At 72.4% G+C, this 16,322-nt stretch carries 15 protein-coding genes; 3 read left to right on the top strand and 12 right to left on the bottom strand.

Annotated elements, in window-relative coordinates:
* Nucleotides 1-204: 204 nt before the first annotated feature.
* Entirely contained in the window at nt 205-636 is a 432-nt protein-coding gene (locus AB0M63_RS11945) for a hypothetical protein (RefSeq protein ID WP_366019267.1), read from the top strand.
* Nucleotides 637-820: 184 nt separating this feature from the next.
* Here AB0M63_RS11945 and AB0M63_RS11940 read toward each other — a convergent pair whose 3' ends face one another.
* The 7 genes from AB0M63_RS11940 to pdhA are packed head-to-tail and all read right to left on the bottom strand — an operon-like array spanning nt 821 to nt 8,764.
* Nucleotides 821-1,801, bottom strand: a complete 981-nt coding sequence (locus AB0M63_RS11940) for an NAD(P)H-quinone oxidoreductase (protein WP_366019266.1) — start codon at nt 1,799-1,801, stop codon at nt 821-823.
* A gap of 46 nt (nt 1,802-1,847) precedes the next feature.
* Nucleotides 1,848-2,942 (bottom strand): NAD-binding protein, encoded by a 1,095-nt coding sequence (locus AB0M63_RS11935; RefSeq protein WP_366019265.1) that lies wholly within the window; start codon nt 2,940-2,942, stop codon nt 1,848-1,850.
* Nucleotides 2,939-4,306, bottom strand: coding sequence for a molybdopterin molybdotransferase MoeA (locus AB0M63_RS11930; RefSeq protein WP_366019264.1), 1,368 nt, complete (start codon nt 4,304-4,306; stop codon nt 2,939-2,941). Before AB0M63_RS11930 ends, AB0M63_RS11935 begins: the two co-directional genes overlap by 4 nt.
* Nucleotides 4,303-5,244 carry an NTP transferase domain-containing protein gene (locus AB0M63_RS11925; protein ID WP_366019263.1) on the bottom strand — a complete coding sequence of 314 codons (942 nt, stop codon included), beginning with the start codon at nt 5,242-5,244 and terminating at the stop codon, nt 4,303-4,305. The genes AB0M63_RS11930 and AB0M63_RS11925 overlap by 4 nt, the downstream gene beginning before the upstream one ends.
* A gap of 54 nt (nt 5,245-5,298) precedes the next feature.
* The gene (locus AB0M63_RS11920; RefSeq protein ID WP_366019262.1) at nt 5,299-6,627 is read right to left on the bottom strand and encodes a dihydrolipoamide acetyltransferase family protein; all 1,329 of its coding nucleotides are present in this window, start codon (nt 6,625-6,627) and stop codon (nt 5,299-5,301) included.
* Nucleotides 6,627-7,631, bottom strand: a complete 1,005-nt coding sequence (locus tag AB0M63_RS11915) for an alpha-ketoacid dehydrogenase subunit beta (RefSeq protein ID WP_355919805.1) — start codon at nt 7,629-7,631, stop codon at nt 6,627-6,629. The genes AB0M63_RS11920 and AB0M63_RS11915 overlap by 1 nt, the downstream gene beginning before the upstream one ends.
* Complete coding sequence (gene pdhA, locus AB0M63_RS11910) at nt 7,628-8,764, bottom strand: pyruvate dehydrogenase (acetyl-transferring) E1 component subunit alpha (RefSeq protein WP_366019261.1); 1,137 nt, start codon at nt 8,762-8,764, stop codon at nt 7,628-7,630. Before pdhA ends, AB0M63_RS11915 begins: the two co-directional genes overlap by 4 nt.
* 189 nt (nt 8,765-8,953) lie before the next feature.
* Between pdhA and AB0M63_RS11905 the strand changes: the two genes are divergently transcribed.
* Nucleotides 8,954-9,439: an Lrp/AsnC family transcriptional regulator gene (locus tag AB0M63_RS11905; RefSeq protein ID WP_355919999.1), complete on the top strand. Its 486-nt coding sequence runs from the start codon at nt 8,954-8,956 to the stop codon at nt 9,437-9,439.
* A gap of 6 nt (nt 9,440-9,445) precedes the next feature.
* Here the strand turns inward: AB0M63_RS11905 and AB0M63_RS11900 are convergent, their stop codons facing one another.
* Both AB0M63_RS11900 and AB0M63_RS11895 read right to left on the bottom strand, forming a co-directional pair.
* On the bottom strand, nt 9,446-10,036 hold the full coding sequence (locus AB0M63_RS11900; protein WP_366019260.1) for a TetR/AcrR family transcriptional regulator: 591 nt from the start codon (nt 10,034-10,036) through the stop codon (nt 9,446-9,448).
* The gene (locus tag AB0M63_RS11895) at nt 10,033-11,547 is read right to left on the bottom strand and encodes a 3-hydroxyacyl-CoA dehydrogenase (protein WP_355919814.1); all 1,515 of its coding nucleotides are present in this window, start codon (nt 11,545-11,547) and stop codon (nt 10,033-10,035) included. Before AB0M63_RS11895 ends, AB0M63_RS11900 begins: the two co-directional genes overlap by 4 nt.
* A gap of 160 nt (nt 11,548-11,707) precedes the next feature.
* Here AB0M63_RS11895 and paaN point away from each other — a divergent pair, with 160 nt between their 5' ends.
* Complete coding sequence (gene paaN / locus AB0M63_RS11890) at nt 11,708-13,399, top strand: phenylacetic acid degradation protein PaaN (protein WP_355919817.1); 1,692 nt, start codon at nt 11,708-11,710, stop codon at nt 13,397-13,399.
* An 8-nt stretch (nt 13,400-13,407) separates the two neighbouring features.
* Here paaN and AB0M63_RS11885 read toward each other — a convergent pair whose 3' ends face one another.
* The 3 genes from AB0M63_RS11885 to AB0M63_RS11875 are packed head-to-tail and all read right to left on the bottom strand — an operon-like array spanning nt 13,408 to nt 16,210.
* Nucleotides 13,408-14,166 (bottom strand): TrmH family RNA methyltransferase, encoded by a 759-nt coding sequence (locus AB0M63_RS11885; protein WP_366019259.1) that lies wholly within the window; start codon nt 14,164-14,166, stop codon nt 13,408-13,410.
* Nucleotides 14,163-15,371 (bottom strand): HTTM domain-containing protein, encoded by a 1,209-nt coding sequence (locus AB0M63_RS11880; protein WP_366019258.1) that lies wholly within the window; start codon nt 15,369-15,371, stop codon nt 14,163-14,165. The genes AB0M63_RS11885 and AB0M63_RS11880 overlap by 4 nt, the downstream gene beginning before the upstream one ends.
* A complete protein-coding gene (locus AB0M63_RS11875; protein WP_366019257.1) occupies nt 15,368-16,210 on the bottom strand; it encodes a DUF5819 family protein in 843 nt (280 codons plus the stop codon). The genes AB0M63_RS11880 and AB0M63_RS11875 overlap by 4 nt, the downstream gene beginning before the upstream one ends.
* Nucleotides 16,211-16,322: the final 112 nt, after the last annotated feature.

Here is a 16,322-nt window from a genome sequence, read left to right as displayed (position 1 = left end):
GTGACTCCATGGCTACGCACAACGGGACTGCTGCTCGTGCTGGGCACGGGGGCGGTGGTGAATCCCTACGGGGGGCCTTCGGCGTACGGCCTGGGGGTGGAGGCTGCCGGGACCACCGGCGGGACCGGAGGTTCTGGGGGTGGCCGCGTCCTGGTCACGGCACCCGCTTCCGGCTCTGCCGCTGTGTCCCCGTCCGCCTCTGCCTTGAGGCCTGCTTCCGGCCCTGACTCCGCTCACGTTCATGGCTCCGCCGAGCCCTCCCGGGCCGGAAGCAGGGCGGGCGAGGGACGGGAACGGCCGGGGCGGAGCGCGCAGCCGACCACGGACGAGAACGAGAGCGGAGGGGACGGCGAGGACACGGCCGGGCTGGAGGCGGACGAGGGCGACGACGGCGGCCGTTCGGCCGGTCCGACGCCCGCCGACTCCGCGTCACCCCAGCAGGCGGGGCAGGAAGCGGGGCACGAGCCGGGGGTCGTATCCTCCCCGCCCGCCCTCCAGCCCGTGCACCAGTCAGTCACCCACGCCGAGGACCCCACCGAGCCCGTACTACGAATCCTGCCGCTGGGCAGCGGCCTGATCCTCATCGGCCTCGGCCTGGGCCTCGCCTTCATCGGCCTGCGGGTGCGGCGGGGGTAGTGGGGGCGAGGGCCTGCCCGGCGGAGCAGGTCGCGGGGGAAGCAGCTGGCAGAGCCGTTGACAGCGGCTGCCGCCGCAGGCGCCGCGACGGGGCGAGCCGACGACCGACGGCAACACCGCGGATGCACGCACCAGGCCCCGCGTCCGCCGCCTGAACCGCCGGAGGCCCCAGCCGACATCAGCCCTACGGCGCGACCAGCAGCACCTTTCCGATGTGGCCGCTGTCCTCGACCACCTGGTGGGCGTTCGCCGCCTCGCTCATCGGCAGTTCCCGGTCGACGACCGGGCGGACGTGGCCGGCCTCGATCAGTGGCCACACGTGCTCGCGTACGGCCGCGACGATGGCCGCCTTCTCGGCGAGGGGACGGGCCCGTAGTGAGGTCGCGCTGATCGCGGCCCGCTTGCCGAGGAGGGCGGCGATGTTCAACTCCGCCTTGATTCCGCCCTGCATCCCGATGATCGCGAGCCGGCCGTTGACGGCGAGGCTCTGGACGTTGCGGTCCAGGTACTTGGCGCCCATGTTGTCGAGGATGACGTCGGCGCCGGAGTCGCCGGTGGCCCGCGCGAGCTCGGCGACGAAGTCCTGCTCGCGGTAGTTGACCAGGATGTCGGCGCCCAACTCGGCGCAGAAGTCCAGCTTCTCCTTGGTGCCGGCCGTGACGGCGACCTTGGCGCCGACGGCCTTGGCGAGCTGGATCGCCATGGTGCCGATGCCGCTGGAGCCGCCGTGCACGAGCAGGGTCTCGGCGGGGCGGAGGTGGGCGACCATGAAGACGTTCGACCAGACCGTGCAGACCACCTCGGGCAGCGCGGCGGCCTGCTTGAGGTCGATCCCCTGGGGCACCGGCAGCAGTTGTCCGGCCGGCACGGCGACCTTCTCGGCATAGCCGCCGCCCGCGAGCAGCGCGCACACCTCGTCACCGACCGACCATCCGGACACACCGGGGCCGACCTCGACGATCCGGCCGGAGCATTCGAGGCCGGGGTAGACGGACGCGCCGGGCGGCGGGTCGTAGAAGCCCTGACGCTGCATGATGTCGGCACGGTTGACGGCGCTGGCCACCACCTGGACCAGCACTTCGCCCTCACCGGGCACCGGATCGGGGACCTCGTCCCACACCAGCGCCTCGGGCCCACCAGGTTCGGAAATCGTGATCGCTCGCATGGGCCCGACGCTACTCCTCGTCATACGGCCGCCCGCCGAAGGTGGGTCACTCCGGCAACGGCCGGGTGTCCGGCGCGACCTGCGAGCCCGGGGAGACCCGCACGATGGTGATGAGCCGGTCCGTGAGCTGTAGCGTCCCGATGGCCGGGTCGTCGTAGCCGAGCACTCGGTGCCCGCGGACGACGCTCACCACCAGGTCGTCCGTCTCGCGCGGTGTTCTGCCCACCTCGGCCTTTATGACCGGCCGCTCGGTCATGTCGAGCCCGCTGCCCTGCTGGATGAGGTCCTCCATGACCATGCCGGCGGCGGGGCTGAGCACGGACAGGCCCAGCAGCCGGCCGGCCGCACTGGCGCTGGTGATGACGGCGTCGGCGCCGGACTGCTTGAGCAGCGGCGCGTTCTCCTCCTCGCGCACCGCGGCCACGATCTTCGCGGCACGGTTGAGCTGCCGGGCCGTGAGGGTCACCAGGACGGCCGTGTCGTCGCGCTGCGTCGCGATGATGATCTGCCGCGCCTTGTGCACCTCGGCCCGCTTCAGGACCTCGCTGCGGGTGGCGTCCCCGACGACTCCGACGTACCCCTCGCTGCTCGCCGCCTCGATCGCCTTCGCACTGGGGTCGACCACGACGACCTGTTCCTTCTTCAGCCCGGTCGCGCACACGGTCTGGATCGCGGACCGCCCCTTCGTACCGAAGCCGATGACGACGGTGTGATCCCGCAACGTGGACCTCCAGCGATTCAGGCGCCATTCCTCCCGCGTGCGTTCGGTGAGGACCTCAAGGGTGGTGCCGACCAGGACGATCAGGAACAGCACACGCAGCGGTGTGACGACGAGGATGTTGGTGAGCCGGGCGCTGTCACTGACCGGGGTGATGTCGCCGTAGCCGGTGGTCGAGAGGGTGACCGTGGCGTAGTAGAGGGCGTCGAGGAAGTCGACCGAGCCGTCCGAGTTGTCGTTGTAGCCCTCGTGGTCGGCATAGACGATCAACGCGGTCGCGATCAGCAGGAACAGGGCGATGGACAGCCGCTTGGCCACCTGCCGGAAGGGGTGCTCAACCACCTTCTTCGGGAGTTCCACCCGATGGGTCACAAGATGTTCGTCCGCCTGGCGGGCGATCGCATCATGGCCCGGTTGTTTCACGTGAAACACACCCCGATCCCGGCCGCCGCCCACGGCAGGTCGATCAGTTCGGTCGGCTCTCCCTGCCGGGCTCCACCCGGTGGTACGACCGCGAGTGCGTCGGCCGCCGCGATACCTCGCAGCATGGCCGGACCGTTGTAGTGCAGCGGGACGGCACAGTCGCCGCGCAGAACGGCGGGGACGAGCCGGGTGTCGTACGGGTGCCCGTGCACCGCGTCCTGGAGGGGCAGCGCGTACGGCTCGGGGGCGGGGTGTGCCGACAGGGTCCGCAGCAGCGGTTCGGCGAGAGTGAGCAGGCCGGAGACCGCGGCGAGGGGATTACCGGGCAGGCCGACGAGGTACTGGTCGTCCTTGATGCGGGCCAGCAGCATGGGGTGGCCGGGGCGCACCTTGACGCCGTCCACGAGGAGATCGGCGCCGATGCCGCGCAGGGTGGGGTGGACATGGTCGACCGGGCCGGAGGCGGTGCCGCCGGTGGTGACGATGAGGTCGGCGGTGCTGCCCGTGATGGCCTTGCGCAGCGCCTTCGCGTCGTCACGGAGCCGGCGGACGGCGGTGACCTCAGCGCCGAGCGCACGCAGCCAGGAGGGCAGCATCGGGCCGAGCGCGTCCCGGATGAACCCGTCGCGGGGCAGCCCCTCGGTGAGCAACTCGTCGCCCAGGACGAGGACTTCGACCCGGGGGCGGGGTACGGCGGTGAGGGTGTCGTACCCCGCCGCTGCGGCGAGGCCGAGCACCGCCGGGGTCACCAGGGTGCCGCCGGGCAGCAGATGGTCGCCGCTGCGGCACTCCTGGCCGCGCGGGCGGATGTCCTGGCCGTGACCGACGTCCCGGGCCGCGTGGAGGCGGCCCTTCTCGTCGGTGCGGCCGTGTTCGCTGCGGATGACGGCGGTGGTGTCGGCGGGGACCCGGGCACCGGTCGCGATCCGTACCGCCTCGCCGTCGCTGAGCGGCTCCGACTGGGCGTGCCCGGCGAGCACACCCTCCTCGCGTACGGCCCAGGGGCCGGGGCCGGCGACCGCCCAGCCGTCCATCGCGGAGGTGTCGAACGAGGGCAGGTCGCTCAGGGCGACGAGGGGCGCGGCCAGGACCAGGCCGAGGGCGGCGTCGAGGGCCACCGAGACGGGGGCGCGGCGGCCACCGGACCGTGCGGCACGTGCGGCGACGGCGCGGGCCTCGGGCCAGGGGGTGGCCCGGTGCCGGGACTCCGGTGCGCGGGGTGCGCCGGGGGCTTGGGGGGCGCCCTGCGGGGGCTCGGCGGGGCCGCCGGTGCTGCCTTCGTTCACGAGGGCGAGTACCTCCTCGACATCGAGGTCCTCGACGTCCTGGGCGTGCTCGCCGGTGTGCGTGCCGCGCGCGGTCATCCGGCTGCGTCCGGACCCGGGGCGTCGGACGGGGCTTCCGGCTTGGCCTCGGGCGTGTCCTCGTCCGCCCAGCGCAGCGCGAGGGCGGCGGCCTTGCGGGCCGCCTCGGCGACGGCTTCGGAGCCGCCCCTGCCCTGCGCCGCCGCGTAGCCGACCAGGAAGGTGGTCAGCGGGGCGGCGGGCCTGGCCACTCCGTGCGCGGCGTCGCGGGCGAGGTCGAGCAGGATGCCGGTGTCGACGTCCAGGTCGATGCCCAGTTCGTCCTTGACTGCGGAAATCCATTCATCCAACACGTGCCCATGCTCCCTGATGCGTGCCCTGGCGGTGGCGAGGTCGTCCCAGGTGTCGCAGTCGAAGGACGCGACGGGGTCGGGGACGCGGGTGAGGTCGAGCGCGGCGGTCAGCCGGCGCAGGGGCAGCCCGGTGAGGCCGCCGCCCGCGGCGGAGCCGCTGATAGATGCAGCCGAGGTGAGTTCCGTGAGTTCTCGGCGGAGGGCCGGCGCGCGGTAGGCGGCCACGAGCGGCTGGTCGCGTCCGTCGGCGTCGGTGAGCAGTACGCCTTCGGCGTCGCCGGTCCGCAGGGCGGTCAACAGCCGCTGCACGGTGGCCGCTTCGAGGAACGGCAGGTCGGCGGAGAGGACCACGACGGCGTCGGCCGCGGTGTGGCGCAGACCGGCGTCGAGCGCGGCGACCGGGCCCGCGCCGGGCGGGTCCTCGCGCGCCCAGCGCACCGGTCGGGAAGTGGGGCGGGGGTCGGCGACCACGACCGTGGTCCCGGCGTCGGCGCAGGCGGTGAGCACCCGGTCGAGCAGGGCCCGGCCACCCACCCGCAGTCCGGGCTTGTCGGCACCGCCGAGCCGCCGGGCGGCACCACCGGCGAGCACGACGGCGTCGTACGCGACAGCGGGTGCGGGGTCGGGGGGCTCGTGCGCGGTCACCCTCCGAGTATGCGTCCCGCCCTGATCACAGGGAACGTGTGCGGGCCGCCGTGATCACAGGTTGCGCAACAGCATCGCCGGCTGTTCCACGCAGTCCGCCACATACCGCAGGAAACCGCCCGCAGTGCCGCCGTCGCACACCCGGTGGTCGAAGGTGAGGGAGAGCTGGACGACCTGGCGCACCGCCAACTCGCCCTCGTGCACCCACGGCTTGGGGACGATCCGGCCGACGCCGAGCATGGCGGCCTCGGGGTGGTTGATGATCGGCGTGGAACCGTCGACGCCGAACACCCCGTAGTTGTTCAGGGTGAAGGTCCCGCCGGTGAGGTCTCCGGGCGTCAGCGTCCCGGCCCGGGCCGCCTCGGTGAGCCGGGCGAACTCCGCGTTCAGCGCCTCCGCGTCCCGCGTGTGGGCGTCCCGTACGACGGGCACGACGAGCCCGCGTTCGGTCTGCGCGGCGAAGCCGAGATGGACCCGGTCGAACCGGATGACCTCCCGAGCGTCCATGTCCACGCTGGAGTTGAGGTCTGGGTACCGGTTGAGCGCGGCCGTGCAGATCCGGGCGAGGAGGGCCAGTACGGAGATCTTCGGCCCCGCTACGGCGTTCATGGCCGCGCGGGCACGCATCAGCTCCGTGGCGTCGGCGTCCACCCAGCAGGTCGCGTCGGGGATCTCGCGGCGACTGCGGGAGAGTTTGTCGGCGACTGCACCGCGGATGCCGCGGAGGGGGGTGCGGGTGACTCCGTCGGTAGAGGTGGTGGTGGTCGTGGCGGTGGGGAGCGTCGCCGGAGGGAGAAGTGTCGCTTCCTGTGCGGTCGCCTCCTGCGCCGCCGCCGCGCGGAGCGCCTTCTCGACGTCCGCCCGCAGGATCAGCCCGTCCCGCCCCGAACCGGTCAACTCCCTCAGTTCCAGGCCGTTCTCCCGCGCGAGCCGTCGTACGAGGGGCGAGATGACGGGTACGGGACCGTCACCGCGACTACCTGTCCCGGCGGCGGGGGCGTCCGCCACCGAGGTCACGACATCCGCCGCCATCCTCCGCACTCTCCGCCGCCGCGCCGGAGGCGCCCCGGTGCCGTAGCCCACCAGCACGTTCCCCGAGCCCTCGGTCTCGGTACCGGTCTCCGGGTCGGCGGCCGGTGCCCCCACCGCGACCGTCAACAGGGGGGCGCCGACGGGCAGTTCGGTGCCCTCCTCGCCGAAACGGGCCGTGACCACGCCGCCGTAGGGGCAGGGGACCTCGACCATCGCCTTGGCCGTCTCGACCTCGACGACGGGCTGGTCGATGGCGACGACGTCGCCGACCTGGACCAGCCAGCGCACGATCTCCGCCTCGGTCAGGCCCTCGCCGAGGTCGGGGAGCTTGAACTCCAGTACCTGTGCCATCAGTTCTCGGCCTCCCACTGCAGGCGGCCCACGGCGTCCAGGATCCGGTCGACGCCGGGCAGGTGGTGCCGCTCCAGCATCGGCGGCGGATACGGGATGTCGAACCCGGCGACGCGCAGCACCGGCGCCTCCAGGTGGTGGAAGCAGCGCTCCGTGACGCGGGCCGCGATCTCGCCGCCCGGGCCGCCGTAGCCGCCCGACTCGTGGACGACGAGGGCGCGGCCGGTGCGCCGTACCGACGCGCACACCGTCTCGTCGTCGAAGGGCACCAGGGAGCGCAGGTCGACGACTTCGAGGTCCCAGCCCTCGGCCCGGGCCGCCTCTGCGGCTTCGAGGCAGACGGGCAGGGACGGGCCGTAGGTGATGAGTGTGGCGCTGCGGCCGGGGCGACGCACAACCGCGCGGCCGATCGGTTCGACCGGTGACGGGTCGTCGGGGTTCCAGGAGTCCTTCGACCAGTACAGGCGCTTGGGCTCCAGGAAGACGACCGGGTCGTCGGAGGCGATCGCGGCGCGCAGCAGGCCGTAGGAGTCGGCGACCGTGGCGGGGGTGACGACATGGAGGCCCGGGGTCGCCATGTAGTACGCCTCGGAGGAGTCGCTGTGGTGCTCGACGCCGCCGATGCCGCCGCCGTAGGGGACGCGGACGGTGATCGGGAGGGGCATGGCGCCGCGGGTGCGGTTGCGCATGCGGGAGACGTGGCTGATCAGTTGCTCGAAGGCCGGGTAGGCGAACGCGTCGAACTGCATCTCCACGACCGGGCGCAGGCCGTACATCGCCATGCCGACGGCCGTGCCGAGGATGCCGGCCTCGGCGAGCGGGGTGTCCGTGCAGCGGTCCTCGCCGAACTCCTTGGCGAGTCCGTCGGTGACCCGGAAGACTCCGCCGAGGGTGCCGACGTCCTCGCCCATGACGTGCACGGTGGGGTCGGCGGCCATGGCGTCGCGGAGCGCGCGCGTGAGGGCCTGCGCCATGGTGGCGGGCTTGAGGGCGACCGTGGTCATGAGTGCGTCCCCTCCCGCTCGGCCGCGAGCTCCGCCGCCAACTGTTCGCGCTGTTCGCGCAGTTGAGGTGTGGGTTCGGCATACACATCGGCGAACAGGTCCATGGGGTCGAGCACCGGGTCCTGGTTCATGTGTGCGCGCAGCTCGGCGGCCATGCTGTCGGCGGCGTCGCGCGCGGCCCGGATGCCGTCGTCGTCGATGAGCCCGCGCTCGGTCAGCTCGTGCTCCAGGAGGGCGATCGGGTCGTGCGCGCGCCAGGTCTCGACCTCGGTGTCGCCCCGGTAGCGGGTCGCGTCGTCGGCGTTGGTGTGGGCCTCGATGCGGTAGGTGATCGCCTCGACGAGCGTGGGGCCGCCGCCCTCGCGCGCGTGCCGTACGGCGTCGGCCAGGACCTGGTGCACGGCGACCGCGTCGTTGCCGTCGACCAGGCGGCCGGGCATGCCGTAGCCGACGGCCTTGTGGGCCAGCGACGGGGCCGCGGTCTGCTTGGCGAGCGGGACGGAGATCGCGAAGCCGTTGTTCTGGACGAGGAAGACGACCGGGGCCTGCCAGACCGCGGCGAAATTCAGCGCCTCGTGGAAGTCGCCCTCGCTGGTGCCGCCGTCGCCGACCATGGCGAGCGCGACCACGTCGTCGCCCTTGAGGCGGGCCGCGTGGGCGAGGCCCACGGCGTGCGGCAGCTGGGTGGCGAGCGGGGTGCACAGCGGGGCGATGCGGTGCTCGCGCGGGTCGTAGCCGGTGTGCCAGTCGCCGCGCAGCAGGGTGAGGGCCTGCACGGGGTCGAGGCCGCGGGCGACGGCGGCGAGCGTGTCGCGGTAGCTGGGGAAGAGCCAGTCCTGCTCCTTGAGGACCAGCGCGGCGGCGACCTCGCAGGCCTCCTGGCCGGTGCTGGAGGGGTACACGGCGAGCCGGCCCTGCTTGGTGAGGGCGGTGGCCTGCGCGTTGTACCGGCGGCCGCGCACCAGCTCGGCGTAGAGCCGGCGCAGCAGCGCGGGGTCCGCCTGGGCGGCCGCGTCGGTGCCGAGCACGCGGTACGGCGCGGTGTCGGGCAGCAGCGGCGCGGGGTCAGTGCGCGGCTGCCAGGCGGGCGGCGGTGTGGGCCGGTAGGCGCCCCGCTGCTCCATGACCGTCATGACGGCACCTCCTCGTGGGAGTGGCTCGGAGAGGCGCCTCGGACGTGCGGCGTCTCCCTACCGATTGTTCGGTCGTCGGCACATTTTGGCTACAGGCACCTCCAGGCTGTGGACAAACGGTTCTCCACAACCTGAAATGAACGCAGTACGTCCATGGTAGGGAGGCGGGGGGACATGGCACCTGAACAAATGGCCGAGGGCCCGGAGGCCGGCAGCGCCCTGCCGCCCCCGCGTCCGCTCGACGCCATCGATCAGGACATCCTCCAGATGCTCCAGGCGGACGGCCGCGCGTCGATAAGGTCGGTCGCCGAACGCGTGCATGTCTCCCGCGCCAACGCCTACGCGCGCATCAACCGCCTCATCGAGGACGGTGTCATCCGCGGTTTCGGCGCCCGCGTCGACCACGAGCGGGCGGGTCAGGGCACGTCGGCCTACATCACCCTGAAGATCGTGCAGAACTCCTGGCGCACGGTCCGCGAGCAGCTCAAGCTGCTCCCGGGCGCCTCGCACATCGCGCTGGTGGGCGGCGACTTCGACGTCCTGCTGCTGGTGCACACGCCGGACAACAGGGCGCTGCGCGAGCTGGTGCTCACCCGGCTCCAGGCGATCCCCGAGGTACTCAGCTCACGCACCCTGCTGGTCTTCGAGGAGGAGGACCTGGAGCCCCAGAGCTGACCTCGCTCAGTTCTGGCCGCGCAGCCCGGAGAACACCAACTGGACCACCGCGTCGGTGACTTCGCGCTCGCCCATGCCCCGGCTGTCGGGCCGGTACCACTCCACGATGGAGTTGATCATCCCGAAGACGAGCCGGGTCGCGAGCCGTACCTCCACGTCACCGCGCACCTCACCGTCCGCCGCCGCGGCCTTCAGCAGATCGGCCACCCGGTGGTCGAAGTCCCGGCGCCGCTCCAGGGCCCACCGCTCGGTGTCGGTGTTGCCGCGCACCCGCAGCAGCAGCGTCACGTACGGCAGCTCGGAGGTGAGCACCTCGACCATGCGCCGTACGACGTACTCCAGCCGCTCGACGGCGCGCCCCACGCGTGCGTGCTCCTCGTCGAGGATCCCGAAGAGACCGTCCAGGGCGCGGCTGACGGCGCGGCGCAGCAGCTCCTCCTTGCCGGTGACGTGGTGGTAGATCGACGACTTGGAGATACCGGCCGCCTTGGCGAGGTGCTCCATGGAGGTGCCGTCGTAGCCGCGCTCGATGAAGACCTGGACGGCCACGGAGAGCAGCGTCTCCGGGGTGTACGAATCGCGCTTGGCGGTGGTCATGGGGTGCCCTCCCGCTTCTCGGTGGCGTACGCGTGGCGGTAGAGCGCGAGGGACGGCGCGTAGCGTCCCGACGGATCACGCAGGTGCAGGTCGTCCAGGAGGTCGTAGGCCCAGCTCCGGCCCAGCTTGCGGCTCCATTCGAAGGGACCCAGGGGGTAGTTGACGCCCAGGCGCATCGCGGTGTCGATGTCCTCCTCGGTGGCGACGCCCTTGGCGACGGCGTCGTGCGCCAGGTCGACGATCCGGGCCACCGTGCGGGCGACGATCATCCCGGGGGCGTCACCGATGAGGCTGACGTCCTTGCCCAGCGCCTGGAAGAGGCCGATCGCCTCGGAGAGGGTCCCCGACGCGGTGTCCTGGGAGGCGGACAGCGCGATGCGGCCGGCCCTGCGGTAGTCGAGGGCGAGGTCGAAGTAGACGACGTCGCGGAACTCGACGGAGGTCTGTCCGTCGGCGAGCGCCAGTTGGCCGCCGCCGGGCAGCACCATGCGGGTGCCGTGGTCCTCTTCCTCCTCGCGTACGACGATGCCCGCCTCGCGGATCAGCGCGACCAGCTCGGCGGCCGGGCCCAGGTCGCCCTCCACGACGACGTACGCGGGCGCCTGGGCCGGTTCCGCGGTGTGCGGCTCGGGCTGCTCGGCGTCGTCCCCGTGGTCGTACCAGCCCTGTCCGGTCTTGCGGCCCAGGCGCCCGGACTCGACCAGGCGGCGCTGGGCGAGCGAGGGCGTGAAGCGCACGTCCTGGAAGAAGGACTGCCACACGGAGTGCGTGACCGACTCGTTGACGTCCTGCCCGATGAGGTCGGTCAGTTCGAAGGCGCCCATCCTGAAGCCGCCGGACTCGCGCAGGACCGCGTCGATGGTGGCCGGGTCGGCGGCCTGTGCCTCGTAGACCGCGAAGGCCTCGGCGTAGAAGGGCCGGGCGATGCGGTTGACGATGAAACCGGGGGTGTCCGCGCAGGCCACGGGGGTCTTGCCCCAGGACCGCGACATCTCGTACGCGCGCGTGGCCGACGTGACGTCGGTGGCGAACCCGGAGACGACCTCGACGAGCGGCAGCAGCGGGGCCGGGTTGAAGAAGTGCAGGCCCACGAAGCGGCCGGGGTTGCGCAGGGCGCCGCCGATGGCGGTCACCGAGAGGGACGAGGTGTTGGTGGCGAGCAGACAGTCCTCGCCGACGACGTCCTCCAGGTCGCGCATCAGCTGCTGTTTGACGTCCAGCCGCTCCAGTACGGCCTCGACGACCAGGGTGCAGTCCGCGAGGTCGGCCAGGGCCTCGGCGGGCAGGAGACGGGCGCGTGCGGCGTCCCGGTCGGCGGCGCCGAGCCGGTCCTTCTCGACCAGCCGGTCGAGGCGGGCGCCGATCGCGGCGGTGGCGTCCTCGGCCCGGCCCGGGACGGAGTCGTAGAGCCGTACGACGTGGCCCGCGGCCAGCGCGACCTGGGCGATGCCCTGGCCCATGGTGCCGGTGCCGACGACGGCCACGGGGCTGCTGAGGTCCAGTGCTGTCATGTGCGCGATCCTCCCGCACGGGGTTTTCCACAGATGCGGCGGACCCCCTTGTCCCGACCGATCGTTCGGTTACTCTAACTCTGACCGCCTGTTTCCGCCCATGTTTCTGCCCAGGTCATGAACTCGCAGACGAGTTCTTGAGACGAGGAGTTGGTCCCGCATGGCCGCCGAACCGACCGCGCACGAGCTGATCGCCCGGCACCGGCCCACACTCGACCAGGCGCTGGAAGCCATCCGCACGCGCGCGTACTGGTCCCCGCACCCCGAGCACCCGAAGGCCTACGGCGAGCACGGCAGCCTGGACGCGGCGGCGGGCAAGGCCGCCTTCGACGCCCTCCTCGGCACGCGCCTGGACCTCGGCCAGCCCGGCACGGACGACTGGGTGGGCGGCGAGGTGTCGCCGTACGGCATCGAGCTGGGCGTGACGTACCCGCACGCGGACCTCGACGTCCTGCTGCCGGCCATGCGCGCCGGGCAGCGGGCCTGGCGGGACGCGGGCGCGGAGGTGCGTGCCGTGGTCTGTGTGGAGATCCTCAAGCGGATCAGCGACCGGACGCACGAGTTCGCCCACGCGGTCATGCACACCAGCGGCCAGGCCTTCATGATGGCGTTCCAGGCGGGCGGCCCGCACGCCCAGGACCGCGGTCTTGAGGCGGTGGCGTACGCGTACGTGGAGCAGGTCCGCACCCCCGACACCGCGGAGTGGACCAAGCCCCAGGGCAAGCGCGACCCGCTCCTGATGGAGAAGCGCTTCACACCGGTACCGCGCGGCACCGCCCTGGTCATCGGCTGCAACACCTTCCCGACGTGGAACGGCTATCCGGGCCTGTTCGCCTCCCTCGCCACCGGCAACGCGGTCCTGGTGAAGCCCCACCCGCGCGCGGTGCTGCCGCTCGCGCTCACGGTGCGGGTCGCCCGCGAGGTGCTCGCCGAGACCGGCTTCGACCCGAACCTGGTGGCGCTGGCCGCCGAGCGCCCCGGTGAGGGCATCGCCAAGACGCTCGCCACCCGCCCCGAGATCCGGATCATCGACTACACGGGCTCGACCGGCTTCGGCGACTGGCTGGAGGCCAACGCCCGCCAGGCGCAGGTCTACACGGAGAAGGCCGGCGTCAACACCGTGGTCGTCGAATCGACCGACGACTACAAGGGGATGCTGTCCAACCTGGCATTCTCCCTGTCGCTGTACAGCGGCCAGATGTGCACCACCCCGCAGAACCTGCTGATCCCCCGGGACGGCATCCGCACCGAGGACGGCCCCCGGTCCTACGACGAGGTCGTCGCCGACCTCGCGCGGTCCGTGGACGGCCTCCTCGGCGACGACGCCCGCGCGAACGGCCTGCTGGGCGCGCTCGTCAACCCGGACGTGAAGGCCCGCCTGGAGGCGGCCTCCGGGCTCGGTGAAGTCGCCCTCGCCTCACGGGAGATCGCCAACCCGGACTTCCCGGACGCGGTCGTCCGCACCCCGGTCATCGTGAAGCTGGACGGCGCCAAGCCCGATGACGAAGCCGCCTACATGAGCGAGTGCTTCGGGCCGGTCTCCTTCGCCGTCGCCGTCGACTCGGCGGCCGACGCGGTGGAGCTGCTGCGGCGCACGGTCCGCGAGAAGGGCGCGATGACGGTCGGCGCGTACACCACCGACGAGGAGGTCGAGCGGGCCGTCGAGGAGGTCTGTCTGGAGGAGGCCGCCCAGCTCTCGCTGAACCTGACCGGCGGAGTGTTCGTCAACCAGACGGCCGCGTTCTCCGACTTCCACGGCTCGGGCGGCAACCCGGCGGCCAACGCGGCACTGTGCGACGGCGCGTTCGTGGCCAACCGCTTCCGGGTCGTCGAGATCCGGCGGGACGCGTAAACGCTGTCCTAAGGGACGAGCGGTGCGCCCCCGGTGGCACTCCAGTGGTACAGCGTCATGGCCACACTGGTCGCGAGGTTGTAGCTGGAGACCTGGGGGCGCATCGGCAGCGCCACCAAGTGGTCGGTACGCGCGCGTAGTTCGGCCGACAGTCCGCTGCGCTCGGAGCCGAAGGCGAGCACCGCGTCGTCCGGCAGCTTCAGGCCCCGGATGTCGTCGCCCTCCGGGTCGAGGGCGAACACCGGCCCAGGGGGCAGCTCTTCCACGGTCAGCCGCTCCACGGCGGTCGCGAAGTGCAGCCCCGCCCCGGCGCGCACGACCGTCGGATGCCAGGGGTCGAGCGTCCCGGTGGTGACGACCCCGGTCACCCCGAATCCGGCGGCGAGCCGGATCACGGCCCCGGCGTTGCCCAGGTTGCGCGGGTTGTCGAGGACCACGACGGGCGCGCTGCGGGGCGTGTGTCCGAGCCGCTCCAGGTTGGCCTCGCGCGCGGGGCGCACGGCGAGGGCGGCCACGGCGGTGGGGTGGGGGCGCGGCACGAAGGACCGGTACACGTCCTCCGGGACCTCGGTCAGCAGCGCGTCCAGGGTCTCCCGTACATCGGGAGCCAGCTCTCCGGCGAGGGCCAGGGCCGCCGGCCGGTCCGTGGTGACCGCCATCGGGACCTCGGCCCCGAAGCGCAGCGCGTGCTTGAGCGCGTGGAAGCCGTCGAGCAGCACGGAGGCGTCGGCGAGCCGGTGCCAGGCGGCCGCGGCGGGGTCGGTCATGCCGTGAAGCCTACGCGGGTGTGCTCGGGGTCCTCCGGGCCGCGTGGCTCCTCCAGGGACCGTTCCGGGGGCGTAGGGCCGCCGCCCTTGAACAGTCGCCCACGCGCGCGTGCCACCCATCCGCCCAGCCGGCACAGGAACGACGTCGGCAGGAAGACGGCGTCCGTCGCGATCATCGCCAGGGAGAAGAACGGCAGCCCCAGGACCACGGCGATCACCGCGTGCTCGGTCATCATCAGGGCCAGCAGGACGTTCTTGACGCGCCGGTTGAAGAGCGTGAACGGGAAGGCGACCTGCACGATCACGGTCCCGTAGGTCACCAGCATGACCATCGTGCCGTTGCCGGCCAGCAGATCGGCGAGGGCGGGCCAGGGCGAGAAGTAGTCGAGGTGGAGCGGGTAGTAGACGGCCGTGCCGTCCTGCCAGCGGGAACCCTGGATCTTGTACCAGCCGGCCGTCGCGTAGATCAGACAGGCCTCGCTCGCGATCACGAACAGGGCGCCGTTGTGGATCACGTTCGCGACGACGTCGAGAAGCACCCGGGGCTCGTACGACTTCGCGTACCGCCCGACCGCCCACCACAGGGCCTGCGCCAGCCACACTCCCCACAGGAGCACGGGCACGAACAGGGCGCTGTCGAACCGGCCGCCCGCGGTCACCGCGACGAGCGCGGCGCCGAGCACGACCCACAGCACGGGCCCCACGCGGTCGGGAATCCGCTCCCCACGCGCGCGTGCGGCGCGGCGCGCGTCGAGGGACCAGACCTGGCCGCAGCGGGTGAACACCAGGTACAGGGACATCAGGTGCAGGACGTTGTCGCCGCCGTCGCCCATGAAGACGCTGCGGTTCTGCAGCGAGAGGACACCGACCATGAACAGCACGGACATGGTGCGGGTGCGCCAGCCCAGCAGCAGCAGGACGCTCGCCAGCACGGCCAGCGCGTACACCGTCTCGAACCAGAACTGCCCGTCCGACCACATCAGGGCCGTGAAGGCGCCGTTGTCCGCGATCAGTTGCCGGGCGAGGTCCCAGCTCCACGGTCCGTCGGGGCCGTACAGCTCCTGGCGGTGCGGCAGTTCGCGCAGCAGGAACAGCAGCCAGGTCGCGGCGAAGCCGATACGGATCACGGCGCTCTGGTAGGGGCCGAAGGCCGACTCGGTGACGCGGGCGATACCGCGCGACACGGACGGGGCGAATCCGCTCACCGGACACCTCCCGCGGCCTCGTCCGCCGGCACCGGCCACCACGGCAGCAGGCGGTAATCGGGGGTGGTCGACACCTTCTCGTCACTCCACTCGGGCGGGGGCACGTTGGTGGTGCGGGAGCGGACCTGGACGCGCTGGACGACACCGCCCTGCCCGGCCGCGTGGTCCCGGCCCAGGCGCAGCACGACGATGCGCCGCAGATACGTCTCCGCGAGCGTGCCGCGCAGGCCCACCGGGCGGTTGTCGCCGTCGTGCGTGGCGGTGAGGAAGTCCCAGGCCCGGCGCAGTTCGTTCTGCTCGGTGTGGCTCGGCAGCGGATTGCCGTCGATGGCCGCGCCGTCCTCGGCCGACAGGTCGTACCAGCCGGTCGTACGGGTCGAGCCGTCGGCGGTACGGACGTCCGCGCGGACCTGGACCTCGATGTTCTGCTGCAACGGGTTCGGCGCGAACAGCTTCCAGTTCTGCTCGAACTCCGGGTAGATCCATTCGTCGATCGCCGTGCCGTGCTGCTTCGTCACCGTGTTCGACGGCGCGACATGCAGGAACACCATCCCGAGATGGACGAGCGCGGCGACCGCGACGACCGCGACCGCCAGCGCGGCGCCGACCTGATAGCGCAGGGACAGCGCGGCGACTCCGATACGGGCGTCGGGGTGCGGGGAGTCGTACGACGAGGTCGGCGGCTGCGGCTCGGGCGAGGGCTGCTGGGCGGGCACGTGCGGCCCCTCGGGGGCGGCGGGCGGGCGCGGGCCCTCGGCGGAGGAGGCAGGCGTCTGCTCGCGCTCAGGGGCGTCCGAGTCCCCCTCGGGGGTGTTCGAGCCTCCGTCGTTCGCGTCCATTCCGCCCCGTCTCCGATTCCCGTCGGTCTTCCGGCCACCGTTCCCGCCCGGCCGAAGGGCCCCGCGACGTTCCACGCCTACCACGCCCCGGTGTCGCACGGAACGGTACTCA

The organism is Streptomyces sp. NPDC051576, from assembly GCF_040681835.1.
GTDB lineage: Bacteria > Actinomycetota > Actinomycetes > Streptomycetales > Streptomycetaceae > Streptomyces.
This window is presented reverse-complemented; position numbering and strand designations above follow the sequence as displayed.